Consider the following 26708-nt stretch of genomic DNA (forward strand, 5'->3'; position numbering starts at 1 on the left):
GGCAGGTCCGCGCGACGGCGCCCTGCCCGTCGTTCGAGGAGAACTGAACACGCATGCCCCGGCGTCACCACGGTTACGCCCTGCTCAGTGCGGTCGCCGCGCTGATCGTGGCCTTGTCCGCCGCCCTCTACGCCGGTGTGGCCGCCGGCGGCACCTCCCCGCGCGCCGCCGCCCCGGACGGCGGCCGCCGTCACGGTGTCTCGGCGGCACCCGTCTCGGCCGGCACCTGGGTCGGCGCCTGGTCGGCGTCCCCGGTGGGCGGCGAACCCGGCACCGAGACCGAGGGGCTGGCGGGCCGCTCGGTGCGCAACGTGGTGCACCCGACCGCCTCCGGTACGAGTGCCCGGATCACGCTCTCCAACCTGTACGGGCAGTCGGCGCTCACCTTCTCCCACGCCTCCGTCGCCCTCGCGGCCGGTCACGGCACGGCGGCCGCCGACGCCGGGACGCTGCGGCGGCTCACCTTCGGCGGCGCGGCGTCCGTCGTGGTCCCGGCGGGCGGGCAGGTGGTCAGCGACGCGGTGCCGATCCGGGTGGAGCGCGGTGACGACGTGCTGGTCACGACGTACTCGCCGACGCCTTCCGGGCCGGTCACCTACCACCCGCGGGCCCGTCAGACGTCGTACGTCGCGGACGGCGACCACACGCAGGACGCGGGCGCGGACGCGTACACCGGGCAGACGCCGTACTGGCGGTACCTCACCGCGCTGGACGTGCTCAGCGACGACTCCGCCGGCACGGTCGTGGTGTTCGGGGACTCGCTGACCGACGGCATCACCTCGACGGTGGGGGCGAACCGGCGGTGGCCGGACGTGCTCGCGGGGCGGCTGCGGCAGGCCCTCGCGGCGGGGGCCGCCGTGCCGCGCTACAGCGTGGTCAACGAGGGGATCAGCGGCAACCAGGTCCTCGCGGACGGGCTGGGGCGGCCGGCGGAGAACGAGAGCGGGGTCGGGCGCTTCGGCCGTGACGTCCTGTCCCGTCCGAACGTCAGGGTCGTCGTCATCGACCTCGGGATCAACGACATCCTGCGCAACCGCCGGCTGGCCGACCCGGACGCGGTCGTCGCCGGGCTGCGCACGCTGGTCCGTGCGGCTCATGCGCGCGGGATCAAGGTGGTGGGGGCGACGCTGATGCCGTTCCAGGGGCATCTGGGCTGGTCACCGGCCAAGGAAACGGTTCGCCAGGAGATCAACGCGCGGATTCGGTCGGGGCGGGTGTACGACGCGGTGACCGACTTCGACAAGGCGCTGCGGGATCCGTACGCGCCGAACCGGCTCCGGCCGTACTACGACTCCGGGGACCGTCTCCACCCGAACGACAGCGGTTTCGCGCGGATGGCGGAGGTGTTCGCGTTGGCGGATCTGAGGGGTGGGGGGTCTGCGACGCTCTGAGGCGGCTGGAGGGGGGGTCCTGCGGGGCAGGGGGTTCCTACGAGGCAGGGTTCCTGCGGGGCAGGGGGTTCCTGCGGGGCAGGGGGTTCCGCGGGCCGTGGGGATCTGCGGGGCTGTGGGGGCTTGGCGCGCAGTTCCCCGCGCCCCTGGGTGGGGTGGGTCCGGGGCGGAGTGTGGTGCCGCCTGCTGAGGTTGGCCTCTCGGGCCGTGGGGGCTTGGCGCGCAGTTCCCCGCGCCCCTGGGTGGGGTGGGTCCGGGGCGGGGTGCGGTGCCGCCTGCTGGGGTTGGCCTCTCGGGCCGTGGGGCTTGGTGCGCGGTTCTCCGCGGCCCTGGGTGGGGCGGGGCGGACTTGGGGTCAGTGGTCGTCGGGGTTCTCGCGCTGGGATGTGCGGAGTTCGTGGCGGGAGGTCCTGCGGTCCAGCCGGTCCTGGCGGCGGTCCCGGCGGCGGTCCTCCTTGAGGCGGCGGCGTTCCGCTCGGGTGACCTTGTGCTCCACCTGGACGCCGCCCCAGAAGGCGAAGCCCGTCACGACCACCCGCGGCGCGGCCGGGTCCGGCACGGTGCCCTCCTCGCGGTGGTCGAAGCCGCCCATGACGCCGATGCCGCGCACCACGACCTCGACGCCCGGCGGCACGATCACGTTCACCCCGCCCATGACCGCCACGCAGTTGATCTCGATCTCGTGGTAAGCGAAGTTCGCCTCGCGCAGGTCGATCTCGCCACCGCCCCAGAACGCCACGCAGTTGAAGCGCCGGGGCGCCGTCCAGCGGCCCTTGCGCTGGAAGCCGGACATCACGGCCACCGCCCACGTCGACGATCCCTCGCCGCCCACGATCCGGCCGCCCCAACCGCCCCGGTCCACCGGCCCCTTGTCCAGCGAGACCACCGGTGCCGCCCCGGCCGGAAGGTCCCTGGTGATCGGCGTCAGGTCGCCGTACGTACGGGCCTTGTACGTCGCCTCCAGCCGCTCCTCGAACTCCTCCATGTCCAGCCGGCCCTCCGCGAGGGCGTCCCTGAGGATCTCGGCGACGCGTTCACGGTCGGCGTCGGAGGCACGCAGCTGAGGGGCTTCGTCGGTCATGAGTGCAGACTACGAGTTCCGGTCGCCGGGCACTACGCCGTCGGGCTCCCCCAGCGGACCGCGCAGCATCTTCGCGATCACCGTCTCGATGTCCGGTTCCCGGACCGACAGGTCGGCCAGCGGGTACTCCGCCGCGATCCGCGCCACCAGCGGCGCCGCCGACTGGGACGCCGGGAACGCCAGCCACTGCCGCGGCCCCTCCACCTTCACCACCCGCGCCGAACCGCCCGCCACAACGGGCGGCAACTCCCGCTCCAGGTCCACCACCAGGGTCCGTTCGCTCTCCCCCGCCTCGTGCAGACCGGCGAGCGGACCGTCGTACACCAGACGCCCATGGTCGATGACCATCACGCGCGAGCACAACTGCTCGATGTCCTGGAGGTCGTGCGTGGTCAGCAGGACCGTGGTGCCGCGCTCGGTGTTCAACTCCCGCAGGAACTCCCGGACCTTGGCCTTGGAGATGACGTCCAGGCCGATCGTCGGCTCGTCCAGGTACAGCACCTCCGGATCGTGCAGCAGCGCCGCCACGATGTCGCCGCGCATCCGCTGGCCCAGCGAGAGCTGCCGTACCGGGACGTCCAGCAGGCTCTCCAGGGACAGGAGTTCGACCAGCCGGTCCAGGTTCTGCCGGTACCGCGCGTCGGGGATGCGGTACATGCGGTGCATCAGGCGGTAGGAGTCGATGAGCGGCAGGTCCCACCACAGGGTGGTGCGCTGCCCGAAGACCACACCGATGCGATGGGCCAGCTTCGTGCGCTCCCGCGACGGATCGATGCCCGCCACCCGCAGCCGGCCGCCGCTCGGCGTCAGGATCCCCGTCAGCATCTTGATCGTCGTCGACTTCCCGGCCCCGTTCGGACCGATGTAGCCGACCATCTCGCCGCGCGCCACCGTGAAGGAGAGCGAGTCCACCGCCCGTACCTGGCGCCGCTCCCGTTTCAGGAAACCGGTCCTGCGCCGGACGTCGAAGACCTTCTCGACCCCGTCCACCTCGATGAACACCGTCAACTCCCCGCGCTCCTTTCAACTCCCCGTGCTCCGATACGACCTGAGCCCCGCCCGCCACGCGAGGCCCGAAAGCGCGCAGCACACCGCCGCTACCAGCGGCGGAGACCACACCGTCCACTCCGGCAGCCGCAGCGGATACGGCCGCCCCAGCAGGTGGGCGGCCGGCACCCAGTTGACGAAGGCCAGCGGCAGCAGGAAGGTCACCCCTCGCACGAAGTCCCGCCCGAACACCGTCGGCGGGTACTGGAGCAGCGTCGTCCCGCCGTAGGTGAACGCGTTCTCCACCTCGGCCGCGTCCTGCGCCACGAACTGGAACGTCGCCCCCACCAGGAACAGCGCGCAGAAGATCACCGCACCGCTGATCACGGTCACCGGCACCAGCAGCACCTTGGCCGCCGTCCACTCGACGGGCACCGCGGCCAGCGCGTACCCCAGCACCAGACCGCCCTGGATCACCCGGCCCAGGCGGCGCAGCGCGAAACGGTCCGCGGCGAGCTGCGCGAGCACCGGGGCCGGCCGCACCAGCAGGGTGTCGAAGGAGCCGTCGCGGATCCGGGCGCCCAGCACGTCCATCGAGCCGAAGACCAGGTCGGCGAGGCCGAACGCGGTCGTCGACAGGCCGTACAGCAGGGCCACCTCGGGCATGGACCAGCCGCCGAGCCGGTCGACCTGCGTGAACATCAGCAGGATCGTCGCGAAGTCCAGGCCGGTCACCGTCAGGTTGCCGAGCATCGTCAGGACGAAGGACGTGCGGTAGGTCAGCGACGACCGGATCCACATCGCGGCGATCAGCCGGTACGCCCGCACGCCCTCCACCGGCCGCGACGCCCGCGGCCCCGCGGCGCTCTCCGGCATCAGCTCAGCCACCCTGCACCACCACCCGCCGGGTCGCCGCCGACTGGAGCAGCCGCCCCGCCGTCAGCAGCGCCACCGCCCACGCCGCCTGGAAGGCGTACGCGCCCCACGGCACCGTCTCGCCCAGCAGGACGTCCGCCGGCACCTGCAGCTGCGCCGCCCACGGCAGGATCCGCACGACGTCGCCGAGGACCCCGGGGAAGACGTTCAGCGGCAGGGTCATGCCCGAGCAGAAGATCCCCAGGACCATCAGGACCTGGTTGACGCCCATGCCGTCCAGCAGCCAGAACACGCTCAGCGCCGCGAGGTGGCGGATGCCGAAGCTGACGACCATGGCCAGCAGCAGGGAGAGGGCGAAGGCCGCCCAGGTCGCCGGGTCCGTGGGCAGGGCCATCGGGAAGAACAGCGCGCCGAAGACGAACGGGATCACCCCGCGGCCCAGCAGCTGGAACAGCGACCGCCCCAGGTCCGTCGCCAGCCACCACAGCTGCAGATCGGCCGGACGGTACAGATCGATCGCGATCTCACCCGTACGGATCCGTTCCATCAGGTCCTTCTCCACGCCGCCGCCCTGGATGGCGAGCGTCGCGTACAGGCACTGCCCGAGCCACACGTAGGTGACCGCCTGCGCCTGGTCGTAGCCCCCGAGATGCGGCTTCTCGTCCCACAGCGCCAGATACGTGTACACGAGGATGACCCCGAAGGCGGTGTTCGTGAACACCCCGGCGGCGGTCGCCGCCCGGTACGTCGCATAGCGCCGGAATCCTCCCGCCGCGACGGCGGCGTACAACCGTCCCGCGCCCACACCCCACCCCTCCCCCGCCCGTCGGCACCGAAGCGCCGAAGCCTATGCGCAGACCGGGCCGCCGCGCCTGTCCTTTTCCGGAGTGCGCGAGGTCACCCGACGCGTGCCGTGGTAAGGGAACTGATCGGCGGATGGGACAGTCTTCATCAAAGGAGGCATGAGTAGCCTCCCGTAACGAAGGCGCCGTTTGCGCCGAAGACGTACCGCCCGCCGGGACGTACGACGCACCGCAGCACAGGAGTCCGCGCACACCATGAGTGACGAGCCGCAGCCGCAGCAGCCGAACCAGAGCGGCGAAGGCCCGACAGCACCATCGACGGCGGTCCAGGAGACGAAGGGGGGCGAGAAGAAGATGAAGCGGCCCAAGCGGACCGGATGGCGGCGGATCCTCCCCACCTGGCGCATGCTGCTCGGCACCTTCGTGATCGGCATACTCCTGCTGATCGGACTGTTCTTCCTCGGCTACTCGATGGTGAAGATCCCCGCGGCCAACGCGTTCGCCACCAAGCAGTCCAACGTGTACCTGTACGCCGACGGCTCCCAGCTGGCCCGGGACGGCGAGGTCAACCGGGAGAACGTGACCCTCGCCCAGGTCTCCAAGGACGCCCAGCACGCCGTGCTCGCCGCCGAGGACCGCGACTTCTACACCGAGTCCGCCGTCGACCCCAAGGCGATGCTGCGCGCCGCCTGGAACACCGCGACCGGCAAGGGCACCCAGTCCGGCTCGACGATCACCCAGCAGTACGTGAAGAACTACTACCTCGCGCAGGAACAGACCGTCACCCGAAAGGTGAAGGAGTTCTTCATCTCGATCAAGCTGGACCGCAGCGAGTCCAAGGGCGAGATCCTGGAGGGCTACCTCAACACCAGCTACTTCGGCCGCAACGCCTACGGCATCCAGGCCGCCGCCCAGGCCTACTACGGCAAGGACGCCACCGACCTCGACCCGGCCCGCGCCGCCTACCTCGCCGCCCTCGTCAACGCGCCCAGCGAGTACGACGTCGTCGCCCACCCGGAGAACAAGGCGGCGGCCGTCGCCCGCTGGAACTACGTCCTGGACGGCATGGTCAAGAAGGGCTGGCTCAGCGCCTCCGACCGGGCCGGCATGAAGTTCCCGATGCCCAGGGAGCAGACCGCCTCCACCGGCATGTCCGGCCAGCGCGGCTACCTCGTCGAGGCCGTCAAGAGCTACCTGGTCAAGAACAAGATCGTCGATGCCGACGCCCTGGAGGCCGGCGGCTACCGCATCACGACCACCATCGAGAAGGACAAGCAGAACGCCTTCGTGAAGGCGGTCGACGACAAGCTGATCTCCCAGCTCGACAAGAAGAACCGCAAGGCCGACACCTACGTCCGCGCCGGCGGCGCCTCGGTCGACCCGAAGACCGGCCAGGTCGTCGCCCTGTACGGCGGCATCGACTACGTGAAGCAGTACACCAACGGCGCCACCCGCGGTGACTTCCAGGTCGGCTCCACCTTCAAGCCCTTCGTGTTCGCCTCCGCCGTCGACCACGACTCCACCACCCAGTCCGGCCAGACCATCACCCCGAACACCTACTACGACGGCACCAACAAGCGACCCGTCCAGGGCTGGCCCGGCGGCGGCTACGCGCCGGAGAACGAGGACGAGAAGTCCTACGGCCAGATCACCGTCCGCAAGGCCACCGACCTGTCCGTGAACGCGGTGTACGCGCAGATGGCCGTCGACGTCGGCCCGTCCAAGGTCAAGCAGACCGCCGTCGACCTCGGCATCCCCTCCGACACCAAGGACCTCCAGCCCTACCCGTCCATCGCGCTGGGCACCGCCACCGCCAGCGTCCTGGACATGGCCGAGGCCTACGCCACGCTCGCCAACCACGGCAGGCACGGCACGTACTCGATGGTCGAGAAGGTCACCAAGGACGGCACGCAGGAGATCACGCTGCCGAAGACCAGGAGCAGGCAGGCCGTCAGCCGGGAGGCCGCCGACACCACCACCTCGATCCTGCAGAGCGTGGTCGACAACGGCACCGCCACCGCCGCCCAGGGCGCGGGCCGCCCGGCGGCCGGCAAGACCGGCACCGCCGAGGAGGACACCGCCGCCTGGTTCGCGGGCTACACCCCCGACCTCGCCACCGTCGTCTCCGTGATGGGCCAGGACCCGGTCACCGCCGCCCACAAGCCGCTGTACGGCGCCCTCGGCCTGGACCGCATCAACGGCGGCGGGGCCCCGACCGAGATCTGGGCGCAGTACACCAAGGCCGCCCTCAAGGGCGTCGTGGCCTCCGCCTTCGACCTCGACCTCCAGTCCGGCGCCGAGACCGTGGCCCCGGCCACCCGGAGCCCGGCGACCCCGGGCACCGGCGGCCAGGACAACGGCGGCACCACCGGCGGCGACCAGGGCAACGGCGGCACCACCACCGGCGGCGACACCGGCGGGACCACCGACGGCTCCACCACCGCGGGCACCACCGACGGAGGCACCACGGACGGCTCCACCACCGACGGCTCCACCACGTCCGGCACGACGACCTCCGGCACGGACGCCGGGACGACCACCTCGGGCACCGACTCCGGCACGTCCACCGGCACCACCGACGGCACCAGCACCGGCACCAGCACCGGCACGACCAGCGGAACCGGCGACAACGGCGGGCCGGCCGGCACGACCGCCGGCGCCGACGGAGGCGGCTTCGGGATCCCGTAGGCCCGGCGCCCGGCCCGGTCAGTGACCGCTGGTCGCCTTCAGCCCCACCACGGCGACCAGCAGCAGGCACACGAAGAAGATCCGCGCGGCGGTGGCCGGCTCCCCCAGCACCATCATCCCGAACACCGCCGCCCCGGCCGCCCCGATCCCCACCCACACGCCGTACGCGGTACCGATGGGCAGGGTCCGGGCGGCGTACGAGAGCAGCAGCATGCTGGCGACGATGCCGCCGCCGGTGAACAGGCTGGGGACGAGCCGGGTGAAACCGTCGGTGTACTTCATGCCGACCGACCAGCCGACCTCCAGCAGACCGGCGACGACGAGCAGGACCCAGGCCATGACAGGCACCTCCGAGACGTTTCGCTGAACGGGGTGCGTCGTCTTTGCCTGCACGGTCCCGGTACGGCGCGTCTCGTCGGGCTGGCTCCTTCGAAGGTAGCAAAGAAACGACAAAGAGGCCTGGTGACCGCAGTCACCAGGCCTCTTCCGGCCACCGAATCAGAGATACAGGCCGGTCGAATCCTCCGAGCCCTCGAAGCGGTCGGCGGCCACCGCGTGCAGATCGCGCTCCCGCATCAGCACGTAGGCCACTCCGCGCACCTCGACCTCGGCACGGTCCTCGGGGTCGTACAGCACCCGGTCGCCGGGTTCCACCGTGCGCACGTTCTGCCCGACCGCGACCACCTCGGCCCAGGCCAGCCGGCGCCCGACGGCCGCCGTGGCGGGGATCAGGATCCCGCCGCCGGACCGGCGCTCGCCCTCACCGGTGTCCTGCTTGACCAGGACCCGGTCGTGCAGCATCCGGATGGGCAGCTTGTCGTGATGGGTGTCGTTCCTGTTGGCGCTCACGCTCCTGAACCTACCTGTTTCCGCTCAGCCCCTGCGCCGTCGGCCGCCGAACACGAGCAGTCCGGTCACGCCCACGACGACCAGCGCGACCGGCACGACGCGCTCCAGGCGCGGCGCGCCCTCCTCGTCCACGAACTGGGCACGCACCTCGCTCACGACCCGGTTGACCTGGACGTAGGCCCGTCCGAGTGTGTGATCGACGTTGGCCGCGACCTTGGCCTTCGCATCGCCGACGATGGTCTTCGGGTGCACCCGCACCCCGATCTCGTCCAGCGTCTCGGCCAGCACATCGCGGCGTCGCCTGATGTCCGCCTCGATCTGCGCCGGGGTTCTGGTGTCCGACGTCTCCGCCACCGTAGGCCTCCGAAGTCTGCCGTGCTGCATGTTCTGGACAGTCTGTCAGTTCTCCTCGCCGCCGCACTGTCAGGACCCCCCGTTACGCTGGACCGATGAGCGAGCGACTCCAGCCCGGGGACGTGGCCCCCGACTTCACCCTCCCCGACGCCGACGGCAACGAGGTGTCCCTTTCCGCCCACAAGGGCCGCAAGGTCATCGTCTACTTCTACCCGGCGGCGCTGACGCCCGGCTGCACGAAGCAGGCCTGCGACTTCACCGACAACCTCGACCTGCTGGCCGGCGCGGGCTATGACGTCATCGGGGTCTCCCCCGACCAGCCGGAGAAACTCGGCAAGTTCCGCGACAAGGAGAACCTCAAGGTCACCCTGGTCGCCGACCCCGACAAGAAGGTCCTGGACGCGTACGGCGCGTACGGCGAGAAGATGAACTACGGCAAGACGTACCTGGGCGTCATCCGCTCCACGGTCGTCGTCGACGAGGAGGGCAAGGTGGAACGCGCCCTCTACAACGTCCGCGCCACCGGCCACGTCGCCAAGATCATCAAGGACCTGGGCATCTGACCCCCCGACCGCCCTCGACGGCCCGCACCGGATCCCCCGGCGCGGGCCGTCCCCCTTTTCCCTGGACCCCTGCGGGCGTGACGGTGCGACAACCGGTTCGTTGCTCCGTACGGGCGGCGAACACGCGGCCGGAACGGAGGGGGTCCGATGGGGGCCGGTACGTACACCAGGGAGCGGCCGGCGCCGGAAGTCGCGTCTTCACCAAGCCCTGATCGCCGGGAGAACCTTCGCCACCTGTGCCCCAATTGCCGTGCGTTGACGGACACCTGGTGTCGCCGGAAGAGCAGAGTCCCACTCGCCGAGCGTCCCGGAAGCCCCGTACACTGAGTGCCGCCGGTCGAGCATGATGACCGCTTTGGGGCGGCCGTGATGGAATTGGTCAGACATGCTGCGTTTAGGGCGCAGTGGGCGAAAGCCCGTGTGGGTTCGAGTCCCACCGGCCGTACATACACCGAGGGGCGCCCGACGGGCGCCCCTCGGCGGCCACTCAGCCCAACAGCTCTCGCACCACCGGCACCAGCCCCCGGAACGCCTTCCCCCGGTGGCTGATCGCGTTCTTCTCGGACGGGGTCAGTTCCGCGCAGGTCCGGGTCTCCCCCTCCGGCTGGAGGATCGGGTCGTAGCCGAAGCCGTTCGTGCCGGACGGGGTGTGGCGCAGTACGCCCTCCAGCCGGCCCTCGACCACCCGCTCCGTGCCGTCGGGCAGGGCCAGGGCCGCCGCGCAGGCGAAGTGGGCGGCGCGGTGTTCCTCGGCGATGTCCGCGAGCTGGGCCAGCAGGAGGTCGAGGTTGGCCTGGTCGTCGCCGTGGCGGCCGGCCCAGCGGGCGGAGAAGATGCCGGGCGCGCCGTTGAGGACGTCGACGCAGAGGCCGGAGTCGTCGGCGACCGCCGGGAGGCCCGTCGCGCGGGCCAGGGCGTGGGCCTTGAGGAGCGCGTTCTCGGCGAAGGTGACGCCCGTCTCCTTGACGTCGGGGATGTCGGGGTAGGCGTCGGCGCCGACGAGTTCGTGGGGCAGTCCCGCCTCGGCGAGGATGGCGTGGAGTTCGGCGATTTTGCCGGCGTTGCGGGTGGCGAGGATCAGGCGGGTCGTCATGCCAGGCAGTATCCCAAGGGCCGGGACCGGCGGTTACGGCGTGCAGACCTTGGTGAGTTCGCCCGCGGCGTCGGTGACGGGGGTGACGTCGGGGGTGGAGTCGCCGTTCCTGATGGCGGTGCGGACGTTGTCGACGGCCTGGTCGAGGTGGTCGACGGCCTTGTTGACGTCGGCGTCGTCGGTCTTGTCGCCGATCTTCCCCAGGTTGCTCTGGATCGAGTCGAGGGAGGCGTCGGTCCGGGTGGGGTCGTCGGCGGCGTTCTCCACGGCCTGCTGGAGGTCGGTGACACTGTCGGCGATGGAGTCGGCGGTCTGGACGCAGTCCAGGGCCTTGTCGACGGCGTCGCAGCCGGTGAGGCCGAGGGTGAGTGCGGCGGTCGCGGTCACGGCGGCGATGGCGGTGATGCGGCGGCCTCGGCGTCGGCTGGCGGCCATGACGGTGTTCCCCTCCCGTTGACTGACTGGCCGGGCGCACGGTGTTCATACCGTGCGCCCGTACCTATGGGGACGCCGGGTCGGCCGCCCGGGTTGCCGTCGCGTACCTCGGGATTTTTGTTTCCCTTTACTCGGCGTGCTAGTGGGGCAGGTTCGCTTCGAGCGCCGTGCGCTGGATGGTGGCCAGGTCGGTGCAGCCGGCGACGGCGAGGTCGAGGAGGGCGTTGAGTTCGTCGCGGGCGAAGGGTTCGGCCTCGGCGGTGCCCTGGACCTCGACGAAGCGGCCGTCGCCGGTGCAGACGACGTTCATGTCGGTCTCGGCGCGGACGTCCTCCTCGTAGCAGAGGTCGAGGAGCGGGACCTTGCCGACGATGCCGACGGAGACGGCGGAGACGGTGCCGGTCAGGGGCTGGCGGCCGGCCTTGACGAGTTTGCGTTCCTTCGCCCAGGTGACGGCGTCGGCCAGGGCCACGTAGGCGCCGGTGATCGCCGCGGTGCGGGTGCCGCCGTCGGCCTGGAGGACGTCGCAGTCGAGGACGATGGTGTTCTCGCCGAGGGCCTTGTAGTCGATGACCGCGCGCAGGGAGCGGCCGATGAGGCGGGAGATCTCGTGGGTGCGGCCGCCGATCTTGCCGCGGACGGATTCGCGGTCGCCGCGGGTGTTGGTGGCGCGGGGGAGCATGGAGTACTCGGCGGTGACCCAGCCCTCGCCGCTGCCCTTGCGCCAGCGGGGGACGCCTTCGGTGACCGAGGCGGTGCAGAAGACCTTGGTGTCGCCGAAGGAGACGAGGACGGAGCCCTCGGCGTGCTTGCTCCAGCCGCGTTCGATGGTGACCGGGCGGAGTTGTTCGGGGGTGCGGCCGTCGTGTCGAGACATGGCCATGAGCCTATCGGGAGCAGCACAAGGGGCTCGCTCCCAGGAGGGAGGAGCCCCTTCGGGTGGGCCGGGGTGGCTCACATCATGTCTTCGATCTCCGCGGCGATGGGGTCGGCATCGGTGCCGATGACGACCTGGATGGCGGTTCCCATCTTGACGACGCCGTGGGCTCCGGCGGCCTTCAGGGCGGCGTCGTCGACCTTCGAGGCGTCGTGGACCTCGGTGCGCAGCCGGGTGATGCAGCCTTCGATCTCGTCGATGTTCTCGATTCCGCCGAGGCCGGCGACGATCTTCTCAGCCTTGCTGGCCATGTTCCTTCTCCCTGATTCGAACCGCTTTGTCGCAGTAACCCACAGTTGGCCCAACTTTTCGAGCGGCCGTGCCGCGCCTGCCGAATGATGGCGAGCACTGCGGCGGAACCGTCGCCAACTGGTCTACACCAGCGGGCGGGCGGTCGCCAAACCCCTGCGGTGGAGCCGAGCGGTCCGGAGGACGCGCCCATGAGTGCCGAGAGCGCCGACAGCACGGTCAGTCCCGGGCGGGAGCGGTGGAACGCTCTTTTCCAGGGGCTGCAGAAGATGGGGCGGAGTCTGCAGCTGCCGATCGCGGTGCTGCCGGCGGCGGGCATCCTGAACCGGCTGGGGCAGCCGGACGTCTTCGGTGACCAGGGTCTTGGCTGGACGGACGTCTCCAAGGTGATGCAGGGCGCGGGCGGCGCGCTGCTCGACGGGTCGACGGGGCTGCCGTTGCTGTTCTGTGTGGGCGTCGCGATCGGGATGGCGAGGAAGGCGGACGGGTCGACGGCGCTGGCCGCGGTGGCGGGCTTCCTCGTCTATTACGGGGTGCTGCGTCAGTTCCCGCAGGACTGTCCGGGCGGGTCGAGGGTGCTGCCGGGGATCGGCTGCCAGGTGAGCGACGGTTCGGTGTCGCCGTTCGCGTTCCAGAACCCGGGGGTCTTCGGCGGGATCGCGATGGGGCTGCTGACCGCGTATTTCTGGGCTCGTTTCCACCGCACGAGGCTGGTGGACTGGCTGGGGTTCTTCAACGGGCGGCGGCTGGTGCCGATCATCATGTCGTTCGTCGCGATCGTCTTCGCGGTGGTGTGCCTGTGGGTGTGGCCGCCGGTCGGTGCCGGACTGGAGAGTTTCAGCCACTGGCTGCGGGAGGCGGGTGCCTGGGGTGCGGGAGTGTTCGGGGTCGCGAACCGGGCGTTGCTCGTCATCGGGCTGCACCAGTTCCTGAACGTGCCCATCTGGTTCCAGTTCGGCAGTTACACGACGCCGGACGGTCTGACGGTGCACGGCGACATCAACATGTTCCTGGCGGGTGATCCGGACGCGGGTCAGTTCACGTCGGGGTTCTTCCCGATCATGATGTTCGCGTTGCCGGCGGCGGCGCTGGCGATCACGCACTGCGCGAAGCCGCACCGGCGCAAGGAGATCGGCGGTCTGATGCTGTCGGTGGCGCTGACGTCGTTCGTCACCGGGATCACGGAGCCGCTGGAGTACTCGTTCCTGTTCATCGCGCCGCTGCTGTACGCGGTGCACGCGGTGCTGACCGGGGTGTCGATGGCGGTGACGTGGGGGCTCGGGGTGCACGACGGGTTCAGCTTCTCGGCGGGGCTGATCGACTACGTCATCAACTGGAACCTGGCGACCAGGCCGTGGGCGATCGTTCCGATCGGTCTGTGCTTCGCGGTGGTCTACTACGCGGTCTTCCGGTTCGCCATCACGCGGTTCGATCTGAAGACGCCGGGCCGGGAGCCGGAGGACGAGGTGGAGGACGTCACGAAGGCCTAGCCGGAAGGTCACCGGACGGCGCACAAAGCGTGATTCTCCTGTTGCGGAATTGACGGGTTCCTTATACCGCCCCCATCGTGTACAACAGGTCTACACCACTGAGTGGTGTAGACCACCACCGATGGAGGAAGTCTATGAGCACCGCCACCGTGCCCGCGGCGGCCCCCGCAAAGAAGCGGGGATCCGGGCTGTTCCAAGGCCTGCAGAAAGTCGGCCGCAGCCTACAGCTCCCGATCGCCGTTCTCCCGGCCGCGGGTCTGCTGCTCCGCTTCGGCCAGCAGGACATCCACGACAAGCTGCACCTGCCCGACAAGGTCACCGCGGTGTTCGCGACGGCCGGTGGCGCGATCTTCGACAACCTCCCGATGCTCTTCTGCATCGGTGTGGCGATCGGCTTCGCCAAGAAGTCCGACGGCTCCACCGCACTGGCCGCCCTGGTCGGCTTCCTCGTCTACAGCAACGTCCTCAAGGCCTTCCCCGTCACCGAGGCGAAGGTCCAGGCGGGCGCGGACATAGCCGCGACCTACAACAACCCCGGTGTGCTGGGCGGCCTGATCATGGGTCTCCTCGGCGCGGTGGTCTGGCAGCGCTTCCATCGGACCAAGCTGGTCGACTGGCTCGGCTTCTTCAACGGCCGCCGGCTCGTCCCGATCATCATGGCCTTCGTGGGCACGGTCATGGGTGTCTTCTTCGGCCTGATCTGGAAGCCCATCGGTGACGGCATCTCCGACTTCGGCCAGTGGATCACCGGTCTCGGCGCCTTCGGTGCCGGTCTGTTCGGCCTGATCAACCGTGCGCTGATCCCGGTCGGCATGCACCAGTTCGTGAACACCGTCTCCTGGTTCCAGATCGGCGACTTCAAGAACGCCTCCGGCCAGATCGTCCACGGTGACCTCACCCGCTTCTTCGCCGGTGACCCGACGGCCGGTCAGTTCATGTCCGGCTTCTTCCCCATCATGATGTTCGGCCTGCCGGCCGCCGCCCTGGCCATCGCGCACACCGCCCGCCCGGAGCGCCGTGCCGCCGTGATGGGCATGATGCTGTCGATGGCGCTGACCTCGTTCGTGACCGGTGTGACCGAGCCCATCGAGTTCACCTTCATGTTCATCGCGCCGCTGCTGTACGCGATCCACGCGGTGCTGACCGCCCTGTCCATGGCGATCACCTGGGCGCTCGGCGTCCACGCGGGCTTCACCTTCTCCGCGGGTGTCATCGACTACGCGCTCAACTGGAACCTGGCGACCAAGCCGTGGCTGATCATCCCGATCGGTCTGGTCTTCGGCGCGATCTACTACTTCGTCTTCCGGTTCGCGATCATCCGGTTCAACCTCCCCACCCCGGGCCGCGAGCCCGAGGAGGAGGTCGAGGACCTCACGAAGGCGTGAGTCCGGCCCGGCCATGACGAGGCCCCCGCAGCCCGGCGGCTGCGGGGGCCTTTGCCGTGCCCACAGGCCTGAACCCCGTGGTGCGGCGGGTCAGATCTCGTAGACGGCGCGGGGCACCGCCAGGTCCACCGGACCGTCGAAGACCTCGCGCGCGTCGGCGAGGTTCACCGCCGGGTCGGTCCACGGGGGGATGTGGGTGAGGACCAGGCGCCCGGCGCCGGCGCGGGCCGCGGTCTCGCCGGCCTCGCGGCCGTTGAGGTGCAGGTCCGGGATGTTCTCCTTGCCGTGCGTGAAAGCCGCCTCGCACAGGAACAGGTCGGTGTCCCGGGCCAGTGTCTCCAGCGCCTCCGTGACGCCCGTGTCGCCCGAGTACGTCAGCGACTTCCCGGCGTGCTCGACGCGGACGGCGTAGGCCTCCACGGGATGGCGGACCCGTTCGGTGTGGACCGTGAAGGGGCCGAGGTCGAACGTGGACGGCTTGACCGTGTGGAAGTCGAAGACCTCGCTCATCGAGGAGGCGCTCGGGGTGTCGGCGTAGGCCGTGGTGAGACGGTGCTCGGTGCCCTCGGGTCCGAAGACCGGGATCGGCGGGCACGGGCCGCCGTCGTGGCGGTAGTAGCGCGCCACGAAGTAGGCGCACATGTCGATGCAGTGGTCGGCGTGCAGATGGCTCAGGAAGATCGCGTCGAGGTCGTAGAGACCGCAGTGGCGCTGCAGCTCGCCCAGGGCGCCGTTGCCCATGTCGAGGAGCAACCGGTAGCCGTCGGCCTCTACGAGGTAGCTCGAGCAGGCCGATTCCGCGGACGGGAACGACCCCGAGCAGCCGACGACGGTGAGCTTCATGAAGCAGAAACCTCCGTTGGCGGAACACCCGGTACGACCGGGAACTGGAGTCGGAGAACAGAGAGGTGAGCGGGGGGGGGAGCGGGTCGTGCGGTTTGTCGAGCGTAAGGCGCAAAAGGGCCGGTCGCTCCTCTGCCAGGGGCCGTTGTGGGCGAACTCACCTGTGCTGTCACCGGTTCGGCTGGACTAGGGGCGGATGAGGATCGCACAAGGGCGCGCGTTGGTCATCTCGCGCCGGTAACGTCGTCGTATGGACACGTCATGGTGGCTCGCGCTCGCGGCTGTCGTCCTGCTGGCGCTGGTCGCCACACTCGTCGACGGGTGGGGCCGGGGGCATCGTCCGCGCGGGCAGCGCACCCGGCCGCCGGGGCATCCGCGTCCGCCGCGCGCGCAGACCGGCAGGCCCCGGCCCGGGGACATCTGGTGGGCCAACGTGCCCTACGAGGACGGGCCGGGCGCCAAGGACCGGCCCTGTCTGGTGCTCGCGGTGCGCGGCGGCCGGGCGACCGTCGCGAAGATCACCAGCAAGTACCACGACGAGCGGGCCGGTGTGATCCCGCTGCCGCCGGGCTCGGTCGGGGACGCCCGGGGCCGGCCGAGCTTCCTGGAGACGGACGAGCTGCGCGAGGTGTCGGTGGGCGAGTTCCGGCGCCGGGTGGGCGTGGTCGACCCGGTGCTCTGGGACCAGGTCCGGCACCTGGCGCCCTGAGGGTCACCGCACCCGGACGGTGACCTGCCACTCCTGGATGCCCTTGCAGGAGACCCCGCCGGGGGTGGCGGGCTCGGCGCACAGCGGCCGGGACGAGGTGAGGGTGACGGTGCCGGGTGCCACGGCGGTGTAGGCGGCGGTGGCGTCGCCGGGCTGGAGCACGATCCCGCCGTTGGTGGCCCGCAGTCCGTCGCCGTCGACCGTGACGGCCTTCCACGGGCGCTGCCGGGTGCCGTCGAGGGTGAGCCGGAGCTGTCCGCCGACCTGCACGCAGACCGTGCCGCGGTCGTCGGCGGCGGTGAGTTCGGAGGTCCGGGGCGTGCAGCCGGCCGCGGAGCCGCTCGCGCCGGGGCTCGTGGCGGGGGCGGGGGACGACGGCGGGGAGGAGACCTTGCCGCTGCCCTGGTCGGTGTCCGCGCTCTGCGAGCCGCAGCCCGCCAGCAGGAGGAGGGTCGCCGCGGCGAGCGAGGTGCGGTGGGCCGTCGTACGGCGCATGGGGTGTCCGCCTTTCCGTCGGGGAACGGAACCCTTGATGCCGATGTGACGTATGCCCCGGACAGACGGATCCCGCACCCGGACGGCTTCCGGGTGCGGGATCCGGTCATGTCACGGACGGATCAGCCGGTCGTGACGGCCGTGTCGTCGACGACGAAGCTGGTCTGCAGGGAGGAGTCCTCCGCACCGCTGAACTTCAGGGTGACGGTCGAGCCCGCGTAGGACGACAGGTCGAAGGACTTCTGGGCGTACCCGGTGGCCTTGTTGAGGTTGGAGTAGGTGGCCAGGGTCGTCGAACCGGCGGTGACCGTCAGCTTGTCGTACTGGCTGCTGGTGGTGGTCTCGGCGGTGTCGACGTGCAGGTAGAAGGTGAAGGTCGCCTTGCAGCCGGACGGGATCGTCACCGACTGGGAGAGCGTGTCGGTGTGGGTGGAGCCGTAGCCGTCGAGCCAGGCCTTGTAGGAGCCGGCGTGCGCCGCCTCGCCGGTGTCGTTGGTGATGACTCCGCTGGAGGCGGTCCAGGTGGTGTTGCCCGACTCGAAGCCCGGGTTGCCGAGCAGCTGGGACGAGGTGCAGGTGCCGCCGCCACTGGTGCTGACGGTCCAGCCGAACGAGGCCGAACCGGTGGCGCCGGTGGAGTCCTTGGCCGTCACGGTGACCTGGTAGGTGCCCGCGGTGGACGCCGTGCCGGAGATCAGGCCGGAGCTGCTGATCGACAGGCCGGTGGGCAGGCCGGTCGCGCTGTAGGTGAGGGAGGCGCCCGCGCTGTCGGTCGCCGAGATCTGGAGGCTGACCGAGCTGCCGGTGACGGTCGACTGGCTGCCCGGGTTGGTGACGGTCACCGTGTTGCCGGAGGTGCTGCCGGCGGTGAAGGCGGTGGTGCCGTTCGGGGTGCCCCAGCCGGTCGGGCCGTCGTAGCCGGTGCCGGCGGTGCAGAAGTACGACGTCGAGCAGGAGCCGTTGTTGCCGCTGGTGACGTCGTACAGGTTGCCGGTGTGGGAGTAGGGGTACTTCGCCGGGTAGTCGGCGGAGCCCGGGGTGCCCGCGAGGGCGTAGACGCCGGCGATGATCGGCGAGGAGGCGCTGGTGCCGCCGTAGACGGCCCAGCCGGAGCCGCCGTAGGTGTCGTAGACGGCCACGCCGGTGGCGGGGTCGGCGACCGCGGAGACGTCGGACTCCATGCGCTTGGAGCAGCCGGTGTCGGTCTGCCAGCTCGGCTTGGCGTCGTAGGCGGAGCAGCCGGAGCCGGTGCCCTCGGAGGAGCTGGTCTTCCACACCGACTCGGTCCAGCCGCGGGAGTTGGACGAGGTGGACAGCGCGGTGCCGCCGACGGCGGTCACGTACTGGGAGGTCGCCGGGTACTCGGCGCCGTAGTCCTCGTCACCGGCGGAGACGGTGATCGCCACGCCCGGGTGCTTGAAGTACGAGGTGTCCTCGCCGGTCTGGGAGGAGGACTCGGAGCCGCCCCAGCTGTTGGAGACGAACTTGGCGCCGAGGGCGACGGCCTCGTTCTCGGCGATGCCGAGGTCTGTGTCGTTGGCGGAGTTGGCCTCCACGAGGATGATGTTGCAGTTCGGGCAGACCGCGCTGACCATGTCGATGTCGAGCGCTTCCTCGCCGGCCCAGCCGGAGTCGTTCGTGGGCAGCGAGGTGGTCGAACCGGTCTGACTGACCTGCTGGAAGCAGCCGTTGGCCTTGGTGCAGGCCGACAGGCCGAACTGCGAGCGGTAAGTGGCCAGGTCCGAGGCGGCGTTGGGGTCGTTGTACGCGTCGACCACGGCGACGGTCAGGCCGGAACCGCCCGTCGAGGGCAGGTTGTAGGCGCTGTGCAGGTTCGAGGGGCTCAGGCCGGAGGGGGCGGCGGCGAGCGCCGAGGCCAGCTGCTGCTTGATGTCGGTGCGGCGCTGCGCGAAACAGGAGACCTGGCCGGCCTTGGTGGCGGTGGCGCACAGGTGCTCGGTGGGCACCTTCTGACCGGCCTTGCCCGTGCCGTGCACGGCCTGGTGGGCGGGGTCGGTCAGGGCCTTGGCGTTCTGGGTGGCCCTGGTGGTGGCGTGGGGGGCCGCGGGCTGGACGGCTCCGGCGGTGGGTGCCGCGGCGAATCCGGAGACGGCGAGGGCGAGGGCGGGGAAGGCGACGGCCAGGAGTCTTCGCAGGCTCCGTCGAGATTCACGCATGGGGGTACTGCCTCCATCGGTGGGGTTACAGGCAGGCCCGTGACGCGCGTAGCGGCGGCAGAGTGCGCGCAGTCATGAGCATGACACTTCGAACACCCTGGGATGCCGACATGCATGGCATGAACAGGACGAGGAGAAGCTAGCCGGGTTCCACGGAGGCCGGTCCCCCCGGACGAAGATCTTTGCTACGGCATGGACAGCGCTTAGCCCCCTCATAGGAGGGGGTTGGCGCGTGCATGATGAGGGCTATGCCCAGAGCTGACCCTGGAGGGTCTCGATGGCTTCCTCGGTGGTGGCGGCCGTGTAGACCCCGGTCGAGAGGTACTTCCAGCCGCCGTCGGCGACGACGAACACGATGTCCGCGCTCTCGCCGGCCTGCACGGCCTTCTTCCCGACACCGATCGCGGCGTGCAGCGCGGCGCCGGTGGAGACGCCCGCGAAGATGCCCTCCTGTTGCAGGAGTTCACGGGTCCGGGTCACGGCGTCGGCCGAGCCCACCGAGTAGCGGGTGGTGAGCACCGAGGCGTCGTACAGCTCGGGCACGAACCCCTCGTCGAGGTTCCTGAGCCCGTAGACGAGGTCGTCGTAGCGGGGTTCGGCGGCGACGATCCGCACGTCCGGCTTGTGCTCGCGCAGATAGCGGCCCACGCCCATGAGCGTGCCGGTGGTGCCGAGTCCGGCGACGAAGTGCGTGACGGAGGGGAGGTCGGCGAGGATCTCCGGCCCGGTCGTCGCGTAGTGCGCCCCCGCGTTGTCCAGGTTGCCGTACTGGTAGAGCATCACCCAGTCCGGGTGCTCGGCGGCGATCTCCTTGGCCACCCGCACGGCGGTGTTGGAACCGCCGGCCGCCGGACTGGAGATGATCTCCGCGCCCCACATGCCCAGCAGGTCCCGGCGCTCCTGCGAGGTGTTCTCGGGCATCACGCACACCATGCGGTAGCCCTTGAGCTTCGCCGCCATCGCCAGCGAGATCCCGGTGTTGCCCGAGGTCGGCTCCAGGATGGTGCAGCCCGGGGTGAGCCGGCCGTCCTTCTCCGCCTGCTCGATCATGTGCAGGGCGGGGCGGTCCTTGACCGAGCCGGTCGGGTTGCGGTCCTCCAGCTTGGCCCAGATCCGCACCTCGGAAGAGGGCGAGAGCCGCGGCAGGCGCACCAGGGGGGTGTTGCCGACCGCGGCCAACGGGGAGTCGTAGCGCATGCCGATCTCAGGCCATGCCGCCGGCCACGGCCGGCAGGATCGTGATGGTGTCGCCGTCGGTCAGCTTGGTCTCGATGCCGTCGACGAACCGGACGTCCTCGTCGTTGAGGTACACGTTGACGAAGCGGCGCAGCTTGCCGTCGTCCACGATGCGGGCCTGGATGCCCGGGTGCCTGCTCTCGAGGTCGGCGAACAGCTCGGCGAGGGTGCCACCACTGCCGTCCACCGCCTTCTGACCGTCGGTGTACTGGCGGAGGATGGTCGGGATGCGGACCTCGATGGCCATGGCTCAGGGCTCCTGTCGGAAAGTCTGGGTGGGTGGGCGCGCGGCGGCACGCCGCGGCTCACGGCCGTACGGCGGCAGGGAACGTCAACAGAATGCGCTGTTCAGCCTGCACAGGTCGACGTGCAGCCGCGCCACGAGCAGGGTGCTCCGCGCCTTGTCGCTCACGTCGTTCAGAACCATGGGGTCATCGTATCGATTCCCGGCGCCCATCCCCGAGTGTGATCTCGGATGACGGACACTTTCCGGCCGAGGAATGAGACACCCCAGGGGCGCCGGGGCGTGCGGGGCCGCCGGGCGTCAGTACGCCTCGACGGTCCTGACCTCCTCCTCCGTGACCTCGCCCTCGACGATGCGGAAGGAACGGAACTGGAAGTCGCCGCCGCCGTCGGTGTCGGCCGTCGAGACCAGGACGTAGTGCGCGCCGGGCTCGTTCGCGTAGCTGATGTCCGTCCGGGACGGGTACGCCTCCGTCGCGGTGTGGGAGTGGTAGATGACCACCGGCTCCTCGTCGCGGTCGTCCATCTCGCGGTAGAGCCTGAGCAGGTCGCCGGAGTCGAACTCGTAGAAGGTCGGCGACATGGCCGCGTTCAGCATCGGGACGAACCGCTCGGGGCGGTCCGATCCGGCCGCTCCCGCCACGACGCCGCACGCCTCGTCGGGGTGGTCCTTGCGCGCGTGGGCGACGATCCGGTCGACGAGTTCCTGGGTGATGGTCAGCATGTCGGCCAGGATAAGCAGAGGGCCGCCCCGTACCGAAGGCTGGTACGGGGCGGCCCACATGCCGGACGTCCTGAGCGGCGGCCGCGGGGGGCGCCACGAGAGCTCCCCGCGGCGGGACGTCCTGAGGGGGTGGCGAGGGGGTCAGCTCACCTTCTCCAGCGACGTCCGCTCGCGCCGCTCGGTGACCTCCGGACGGCGGTTCTTCAGGACCAGCCAGCCGACGCCGAGGGCTGCGGCCCAGCCGGCCATCACGTACAGGCAGACCCGGGAGTCGCCGTCGTAGGCGATCAGGCCGGTCACGAAGAGCAGGAAGACGATGGCGATCCAGCTGCACACCGCGCCGCCCGGCGCCGGGAACGGGGAGGCGGGCAGCCGGCCCGCGTCGACCGCGCGGCGGTAGAGGACGTGGCTGATCAGGATCATCAGCCAGGTCCAGATGCCGGCCGCGGTGGCCACCGAGGTGACGTACCCGAACGCCTTCTCCGGGACGATGTAGTTGAGGATCACGCCGATGCCCATGAAGAGCACGGAGACGGTGACGCCGAACGCCGGGGTCTTCGACGCGGACAGCTTCCGGAACGCGGCCGGGGCCTCGCCGCTGTCCGCCAGGTTCCGCAGCATCCGGCCGGTGGAGTACATGCCGGAGTTGCAGGAGGACAGCGCGGCGGTCAGCACGACGAAGTTGACGATGCCGGCGCCGGCCGGGATGCCGATCTTCGCGAAGGCCGCGACGAACGGGGAGACGCCCGGTGCGAACTCGGTCCACTTGACGACGCACAGGATGACGGTGAGCGCGCCGACGTAGAAGAGGGCGATGCGCCAGGGGAGGGTGTTGATCGCCTTGGGGAGGGTCTTCTCCGGGTTCTCGGACTCGCCGGCGGTGACGCCGACCAGCTCGACCGCGAGGTAGGCGAACATGACGCCCTGGAGGGTCATCAGGGAGGAGCCGACGCCCTTGGGGAAGAAGCCGTCGAACTGGTAGAGGTTCGCCACCGACGCGGTGTCACCGGCGGCGCTGAAGCCGAAGGTGAGGACGCCGAGACCGATCACGATCATGCCGATGAGGGCGGTGACCTTGACCATGGAGAACCAGAACTCCAGTTCCCCGAAGACCTTCACGGAGATGAGGTTGACCCCGAAGAGGATCACCAGGAAGACCAGCGCGGTCACCCACTGGGGGACGGACGGGAACCAGTAGTTGACGTAGATCGCGGCGGCCGTCAGTTCGGCCATGCCGGTGACGACCCACATCAGCCAGTACGTCCAGCCGGTGAAGTAGCCGAAGAACGGGCCGAGGAACTCCCGTGAGTACTCGGCGAAGGACCCGGAGACCGGGCGGTACAGAAGCAGTTCGCCGAGCGCCCGCATGATGAAGAAGATGATGCCGCCGGCGAGGGCGTACATCAGGATGAGGCTGGGACCGGCCTTGGCGATGTTCGCCCCGGCGCCGAGGAAGAGGCCGACGCCGATGGCGCCGCCGATGGCGATCATCTGGACCTGGCGGCTGCCGAGTCCGCGCTCGTATCCCTCTCCCGAGGCTTCGGAGGACTGCTCCGACGTGTCGACCTGAGCGGAGGTCATGTGTGGTGTGCGCCTTTCTCCATGCCGACCCGGGCCTCTGGTCGGCCGCGGATCGGGTTTCGATCCCCCCGGATTGCTGGAGTGGTGCCTGGCCGACGATGGTCGGCTCGGTGGCGCACCCGGACGGGCACGTGGGTGGTGCCGCCGGGCGGTCGTGAAGATTTATCACGGTCGCCACACTGATCACAGGGATCGCCCGCGAGGCATTGTGGCGCACACCACAGAAAGAACCGGACAAAGATGAGCCGAATCAGCCATACCGGGCCACAACGGTGACTGGATCGTTATCCGGATTTGAGCGTCCTCTGAGCGAACGCGAAAGCAGGGCGGATTACGACATAAGGGTGGCGATCAAGGTCTCCTGGAGGCCGCCGAGCCACAGATAGGCCATCACCATCGGCTTGCGCGCGTCCTCGTCGGGGAGCTGGTACAGCAGATCGGTGTCGTCCTCGTCGGTGATGTCGAGGCGGGCCCCGATGGCCAGGCGCAGGTCGTTCAGGGCGCCGAGCCACTGCCGGGACTCCTGCGGCGCCAGTTCGAGGACCGCGCCGCCCTCCCCCACCGGAGCCAGCGCGTCCAGGGAGCGGATGACCGCGAGCGCGCTCTCCCGCTTGCCGGCCCGCAGGTCGTTCTCGGTGTAGCGGCGGAACTCCGCCGAGTGCGCCGTGCGCTCCTCGGCCTCCCGCGCGGAGCCGGGCAGCCGCTCCGGGTCGGAGTAGGCGTCCGGGAAGAGCCGGCGCAGCACCGGGTCGCTGGGCGCCTCGCTCGGCCCCTCGGCGAACAGCTCGGCGAGCGGGTCGTCGGGGGCGTCCTCGGCGGGGCCGGGGCCGATGAGCTCCAGGAGCTGGACGGCCAGCGACCGGATGATCGAGATCTCGACGTCGTCGAGCGCGACGGCCGCGCCGCCGCCGGGGAGCGGTTCGAAGATTCCTGGCATGGAGGGGGTTCGCTGCTTCCGGTCCTGGTCGAGGAGTCGAGTCGAGGAGGGGGTGACTACTTCCGGTCCTGCTGGAGGGTGGCCCACAGGCCGTAGCCGTGCATCGCCTGCACGTCGCGCTCCATCTCCTCGCGGGAGCCGCTGGACACGACCGCCCGGCCCTTGTGGTGGACGTCCAGCATGAGCTTGGTGGCCTTGTCCTTGGGATAGCCGAAGTACGTCTGGAAGACGTACGTCACATAGCTCATGAGGTTGACGGGGTCGTTGTGCACGATCGTCACCCAGGGGACGTCGGGCTCGGGTACGGCGAAGACCTCCTCCGCCGACTCGGGGCGTTCGATCTCTACGGGAGCGGGTGACGTCACATCGCCCATGCTGCCACGCGGCCCACAAATCGTCACACTGACGAGATGGGGGTAGCATGCTTGCCATGAACACAGCGGACCTTGGGCTGCCGGTGGACGTTCCCTCGACGGCACTCTTCACGGACCAGTACGAGCTGACGATGCTGCAGGCCGCCCTCAAGGCCGGGACGGCCGAGCGGCGCAGCGTCTTCGAGGTCTTCACCCGGCGGCTCCCGGAGGGACGCAGGTACGGCGTCGTGGCGGGCACCGGACGCGTCCTGGACGCCGTGGAGAACTTCCGGTTCGACCCTGACGTCCTCGGCTTCCTGGCGGACCGGGAGATCGTCGACGAGCCCACCCTGCGCTGGCTCGCCGGCTACCGCTTCAGCGGCGACATCTGGGGCTACCCGGAGGGCGAGGTCTACTTCCCGGGCTCGCCGGTCATGCGGGTGGAGGGCTCCTTCGCCGAGTGCGTGCTGCTGGAGACCGTGATCCTGTCCATCCTCAACCACGACTCGGCGATCGCGGCCGCCGCCTCCCGGATGGCCTCGGCCGCCGGCGACCGGCCGCTGATCGAGATGGGCGCCCGCCGCACCCACGAGCTGGCCGCCGTCGCCGCCTCCCGCGCCGCCTACGTCGGCGGTTTCGCCACCACCTCCGACCTCGCCGCCGGCTTCCGCTACGGCATCCCCACCGTCGGCACCTCCGCCCACGCCTTCACCCTGCTCCACGACCGCGAGCGGGACGCCTTCCAGGCCCAGGTCGACTCGCTCGGCCGCGGAACCACCTTGCTGGTGGACACCTACGACGTCGCCGAGGCGGTCCGGACGGCCGTCGAGGTCGCCGGACCCGAGCTGGGCGCCGTCCGCATCGACTCCGGCGACCTGCTGCTGGTCGCCCACCGCGTCCGCCAGCAGCTCGACGAGCTGGGCGCCCGGGACACGAAGATCGTCGTCACCTCCGACCTCGACGAGTACGCCATCGCGTCGCTGGCCGCGGCGCCCGTGGACGCGTACGGCGTCGGCACCCAGCTGGTCACCGGCTCCGGGCACCCCACCTGCTCCATGGTCTACAAGCTGGTCGCCCGCGCCGAGTCCGCCGATCCGAAGGCTCCGCTGCTGCCGGTCGCGAAGAAGTCCACCGGCGGCAAGACGTCCGTCGGCGGCCGCAAGTGGGCGGCGCGGCGGCTGGACGCCGACGGAATCGCGGAGGCCGAGGTCGTCGGCACCGGCGAGGTGCCGGCCGAGCTGGTCGACCAGCAGCTGCTGGTCGAGCTGGTGAAGTCCGGCCAGGTGGTCGCCCGCGAACCGCTGGACGCCTCCCGCGCGCGCCACGCGGCGGCCAAGGCCGGCCTGCCGCTGTCCGCGACCCAGCTCTCCCGCGGAGAAGCGGTCCTTCCGACGGAGTACGTCCAGGGGCGCTCGGGTAGCTAGAGCGGGAGCCCGCGTACGCGCCCCGCGAAGCCCCCTCCCCTAAGCCTCCGTAAGTCTCTACGCTCGGAAGTTCAGGCCGGGCCCGCACCCTGTTTTTCTGCGTCTCCCCCCTCGACCGACCCGATACCGAACGCGAAGGACACCGACCATGCGCCGCGCCTTGATCGTCGTCGATGTGCAGAACGACTTCTGCGAGGGGGGCAGCCTCGCGGTCGCGGGCGGCGCCGACGTGGCCGCCGCGGTCACGGAGCTGATCGGACAGGCGCCGGCCGGCTACCGGCACGTGGTGGCGACCCGCGACAACCACATCGCGCCGGGCGGCCACTTCGCGGACAACCCCGACTACGTGCACAGCTGGCCGGCGCACTGCGTGGCCGGCACCGAGGGCGTCGGCTTCCATCCGAACTTCGCCCCGGCGGTCGCCTCCGGGGCGGTGGACGCGGTGTTCAGCAAGGGCGCGTACTCCGGGGCCTACAGCGGCTTCGAGGGCGCCGACGAGAACGAGGTCCCGCTGGGCGACTGGCTGCGGGCCCGGGAGATCACCGAGGTGGACGTCGTCGGGATCGCCACGGACCACTGCGTGCGGGCCACCGCGCTGGACGCCGTCCGCCTGGGGTTTCGCACCCAGGTCCTGCTGGAGCTGACGGCGGGGGTCTCGGAGGAGACGACGGGGCGGGCGCTGGAGGAGCTGCGGGCGGCGGGCGTGGAGCTGACGGGCAAGCCGGTGGTGTGACCTCCGCGTTCGCCTGGGCGGCGTGGTGAGGGCTGCTTGCGGCCTGGCGGTGCGGCGCACGGCCGGTGTGCG

At 70.4% G+C, this 26708-nt stretch carries 29 protein-coding genes, 1 tRNA gene and 1 riboswitch; of the genes, 9 read left to right on the forward strand and 21 right to left on the reverse strand.

Features of this window, described 5'->3' with window-relative positions; translation table 11 throughout:
- Positions 1-53 precede the first annotated feature (53 nt).
- A complete protein-coding gene (locus ACIRQ9_RS10440; protein WP_404169548.1) occupies positions 54-1391 on the forward strand; it encodes an SGNH/GDSL hydrolase family protein in 1338 nt (445 codons plus the stop codon).
- A gap of 355 nt (positions 1392-1746) precedes the next feature.
- On the opposite strand, the gene ACIRQ9_RS10445 is transcribed toward ACIRQ9_RS10440, so the two are convergent.
- Genes ACIRQ9_RS10445 through ACIRQ9_RS10460 form a run of 4 tightly spaced genes read right to left on the reverse strand, consistent with a single transcriptional unit; the run spans position 1747 to position 5140 of the window.
- The gene (locus tag ACIRQ9_RS10445; protein WP_404169551.1) at positions 1747-2472 is read right to left on the reverse strand and encodes a DUF1707 domain-containing protein; all 726 of its coding nucleotides are present in this window, start codon (positions 2470-2472) and stop codon (positions 1747-1749) included.
- 9 nt (positions 2473-2481) lie between these two features.
- Positions 2482-3480 (reverse strand): ATP-binding cassette domain-containing protein, encoded by a 999-nt coding sequence (locus tag ACIRQ9_RS10450; protein ID WP_404169554.1) that lies wholly within the window; start codon positions 3478-3480, stop codon positions 2482-2484.
- Between the two features lie 15 nt (positions 3481-3495).
- Complete coding sequence (locus tag ACIRQ9_RS10455; protein WP_404169899.1) at positions 3496-4335, reverse strand: ABC transporter permease; 840 nt, start codon at positions 4333-4335, stop codon at positions 3496-3498.
- Between the two features lie 4 nt (positions 4336-4339).
- On the reverse strand, positions 4340-5140 hold the full coding sequence (locus ACIRQ9_RS10460; RefSeq protein ID WP_404169557.1) for an ABC transporter permease: 801 nt from the start codon (positions 5138-5140) through the stop codon (positions 4340-4342).
- A 253-nt stretch (positions 5141-5393) separates the two neighbouring features.
- On the opposite strand from ACIRQ9_RS10460, the gene ACIRQ9_RS10465 reads away from it, so the two are divergent.
- Complete coding sequence (locus ACIRQ9_RS10465) at positions 5394-7826, forward strand: transglycosylase domain-containing protein (RefSeq protein WP_404169560.1); 2433 nt, start codon at positions 5394-5396, stop codon at positions 7824-7826.
- Positions 7827-7844: 18 nt separating this feature from the next.
- On the opposite strand, the gene ACIRQ9_RS10470 is transcribed toward ACIRQ9_RS10465, so the two are convergent.
- The 3 genes from ACIRQ9_RS10470 to ACIRQ9_RS10480 all read right to left on the reverse strand — a co-directional run bounded on the left by ACIRQ9_RS10470 (position 7845) and on the right by ACIRQ9_RS10480 (position 9029).
- Positions 7845-8165, reverse strand: a complete 321-nt coding sequence (locus tag ACIRQ9_RS10470; protein ID WP_404169563.1) for a DMT family transporter — start codon at positions 8163-8165, stop codon at positions 7845-7847.
- A gap of 32 nt (positions 8166-8197) precedes the next feature.
- Positions 8198-8271: riboswitch (guanidine-III (ykkC-III) riboswitch) on the reverse strand.
- A 53-nt stretch (positions 8272-8324) separates the two neighbouring features.
- Complete coding sequence (locus tag ACIRQ9_RS10475; protein ID WP_076089203.1) at positions 8325-8627, reverse strand: co-chaperone GroES; 303 nt, start codon at positions 8625-8627, stop codon at positions 8325-8327.
- A 72-nt stretch (positions 8628-8699) separates the two neighbouring features.
- Positions 8700-9029: a DUF3618 domain-containing protein gene (locus ACIRQ9_RS10480; protein ID WP_404169566.1), complete on the reverse strand. Its 330-nt coding sequence runs from the start codon at positions 9027-9029 to the stop codon at positions 8700-8702.
- Positions 9030-9124: 95 nt separating this feature from the next.
- Here ACIRQ9_RS10480 and bcp point away from each other — a divergent pair, with 95 nt between their 5' ends.
- Together bcp and ACIRQ9_RS10490 are read left to right on the forward strand one after the other, a co-directional pair.
- Entirely contained in the window at positions 9125-9592 is a 468-nt protein-coding gene (gene bcp, locus ACIRQ9_RS10485; protein ID WP_351322972.1) for a thioredoxin-dependent thiol peroxidase, read from the forward strand.
- Positions 9593-9952: 360 nt separating this feature from the next.
- A tRNA-Leu gene (locus tag ACIRQ9_RS10490) sits at positions 9953-10037 on the forward strand.
- Positions 10038-10079: 42 nt separating this feature from the next.
- Here the strand turns inward: ACIRQ9_RS10490 and rdgB are convergent.
- The 4 genes from rdgB to ACIRQ9_RS10510 all read right to left on the reverse strand — a co-directional run bounded on the left by rdgB (position 10080) and on the right by ACIRQ9_RS10510 (position 12308).
- The gene (gene rdgB, locus ACIRQ9_RS10495; RefSeq protein ID WP_404169569.1) at positions 10080-10685 is read right to left on the reverse strand and encodes an RdgB/HAM1 family non-canonical purine NTP pyrophosphatase; all 606 of its coding nucleotides are present in this window, start codon (positions 10683-10685) and stop codon (positions 10080-10082) included.
- Between the two features lie 33 nt (positions 10686-10718).
- Positions 10719-11120, reverse strand: a complete 402-nt coding sequence (locus ACIRQ9_RS10500) for a hypothetical protein (protein ID WP_404169572.1) — start codon at positions 11118-11120, stop codon at positions 10719-10721.
- Positions 11121-11259: 139 nt separating this feature from the next.
- Positions 11260-11997, reverse strand: a complete 738-nt coding sequence (gene rph / locus ACIRQ9_RS10505) for a ribonuclease PH (RefSeq protein WP_404169575.1) — start codon at positions 11995-11997, stop codon at positions 11260-11262.
- Positions 11998-12074: 77 nt separating this feature from the next.
- The gene (locus tag ACIRQ9_RS10510) at positions 12075-12308 is read right to left on the reverse strand and encodes a glucose PTS transporter subunit EIIB (RefSeq protein ID WP_234544142.1); all 234 of its coding nucleotides are present in this window, start codon (positions 12306-12308) and stop codon (positions 12075-12077) included.
- A gap of 189 nt (positions 12309-12497) precedes the next feature.
- Between ACIRQ9_RS10510 and ACIRQ9_RS10515 the strand changes: the two genes are divergently transcribed.
- Both ACIRQ9_RS10515 and ACIRQ9_RS10520 read left to right on the forward strand, forming a co-directional pair.
- Complete coding sequence (locus tag ACIRQ9_RS10515) at positions 12498-13796, forward strand: PTS transporter subunit EIIC (RefSeq protein WP_404169578.1); 1299 nt, start codon at positions 12498-12500, stop codon at positions 13794-13796.
- Positions 13797-13930: 134 nt separating this feature from the next.
- The gene (locus ACIRQ9_RS10520) at positions 13931-15181 is read left to right on the forward strand and encodes a PTS transporter subunit EIIC (RefSeq protein ID WP_404169581.1); all 1251 of its coding nucleotides are present in this window, start codon (positions 13931-13933) and stop codon (positions 15179-15181) included.
- Between the two features lie 90 nt (positions 15182-15271).
- Here ACIRQ9_RS10520 and ACIRQ9_RS10525 read toward each other — a convergent pair whose 3' ends face one another.
- Positions 15272-16024, reverse strand: coding sequence for an MBL fold metallo-hydrolase (locus tag ACIRQ9_RS10525; RefSeq protein WP_404169584.1), 753 nt, complete (start codon positions 16022-16024; stop codon positions 15272-15274).
- Positions 16025-16274: 250 nt separating this feature from the next.
- Between ACIRQ9_RS10525 and ACIRQ9_RS10530 the strand changes: the two genes are divergently transcribed.
- On the forward strand, positions 16275-16733 hold the full coding sequence (locus ACIRQ9_RS10530; protein ID WP_404169587.1) for a type II toxin-antitoxin system PemK/MazF family toxin: 459 nt from the start codon (positions 16275-16277) through the stop codon (positions 16731-16733).
- Between the two features lie 3 nt (positions 16734-16736).
- Here the strand turns inward: ACIRQ9_RS10530 and ACIRQ9_RS10535 are convergent, their stop codons facing one another.
- The 9 genes from ACIRQ9_RS10535 to clpS form a co-directional block, all read right to left on the reverse strand.
- A complete protein-coding gene (locus tag ACIRQ9_RS10535) occupies positions 16737-17228 on the reverse strand; it encodes a hypothetical protein (RefSeq protein WP_404169590.1) in 492 nt (163 codons plus the stop codon).
- A 122-nt stretch (positions 17229-17350) separates the two neighbouring features.
- The gene (locus ACIRQ9_RS10540) at positions 17351-19405 is read right to left on the reverse strand and encodes a putative Ig domain-containing protein (protein ID WP_404169593.1); all 2055 of its coding nucleotides are present in this window, start codon (positions 19403-19405) and stop codon (positions 17351-17353) included.
- Positions 19406-19651: 246 nt separating this feature from the next.
- Positions 19652-20602 (reverse strand): PLP-dependent cysteine synthase family protein, encoded by a 951-nt coding sequence (locus tag ACIRQ9_RS10545; protein ID WP_404169596.1) that lies wholly within the window; start codon positions 20600-20602, stop codon positions 19652-19654.
- Positions 20603-20609: 7 nt separating this feature from the next.
- On the reverse strand, positions 20610-20888 hold the full coding sequence (locus tag ACIRQ9_RS10550; RefSeq protein WP_351322960.1) for a MoaD/ThiS family protein: 279 nt from the start codon (positions 20886-20888) through the stop codon (positions 20610-20612).
- 84 nt (positions 20889-20972) lie between these two features.
- Positions 20973-21068 (reverse strand): putative leader peptide, encoded by a 96-nt coding sequence (locus ACIRQ9_RS10555; protein ID WP_404169599.1) that lies wholly within the window; start codon positions 21066-21068, stop codon positions 20973-20975.
- A gap of 117 nt (positions 21069-21185) precedes the next feature.
- Complete coding sequence (locus ACIRQ9_RS10560; RefSeq protein ID WP_404169602.1) at positions 21186-21608, reverse strand: Mov34/MPN/PAD-1 family protein; 423 nt, start codon at positions 21606-21608, stop codon at positions 21186-21188.
- Positions 21609-21749: 141 nt separating this feature from the next.
- The gene (locus ACIRQ9_RS10565; protein ID WP_404169604.1) at positions 21750-23189 is read right to left on the reverse strand and encodes an amino acid permease; all 1440 of its coding nucleotides are present in this window, start codon (positions 23187-23189) and stop codon (positions 21750-21752) included.
- Between the two features lie 331 nt (positions 23190-23520).
- On the reverse strand, positions 23521-24126 hold the full coding sequence (locus ACIRQ9_RS10570; RefSeq protein WP_404169607.1) for a DUF2017 domain-containing protein: 606 nt from the start codon (positions 24124-24126) through the stop codon (positions 23521-23523).
- A 56-nt stretch (positions 24127-24182) separates the two neighbouring features.
- Positions 24183-24500 (reverse strand): ATP-dependent Clp protease adapter ClpS, encoded by a 318-nt coding sequence (clpS, locus tag ACIRQ9_RS10575; RefSeq protein ID WP_404169610.1) that lies wholly within the window; start codon positions 24498-24500, stop codon positions 24183-24185.
- A gap of 56 nt (positions 24501-24556) precedes the next feature.
- Here clpS and ACIRQ9_RS10580 point away from each other — a divergent pair, with 56 nt between their 5' ends.
- Both ACIRQ9_RS10580 and ACIRQ9_RS10585 read left to right on the forward strand, forming a co-directional pair.
- Positions 24557-25903, forward strand: coding sequence for a nicotinate phosphoribosyltransferase (locus tag ACIRQ9_RS10580; protein ID WP_404169613.1), 1347 nt, complete (start codon positions 24557-24559; stop codon positions 25901-25903).
- A 148-nt stretch (positions 25904-26051) separates the two neighbouring features.
- On the forward strand, positions 26052-26636 hold the full coding sequence (locus ACIRQ9_RS10585; RefSeq protein WP_404169616.1) for an isochorismatase family protein: 585 nt from the start codon (positions 26052-26054) through the stop codon (positions 26634-26636).
- Positions 26637-26708 lie beyond the last annotated feature (72 nt).

The organism is Streptomyces sp. NPDC101237, assembly GCF_044767465.1.
Lineage (GTDB): Bacteria > Actinomycetota > Actinomycetes > Streptomycetales > Streptomycetaceae > Streptomyces > Streptomyces gramineus.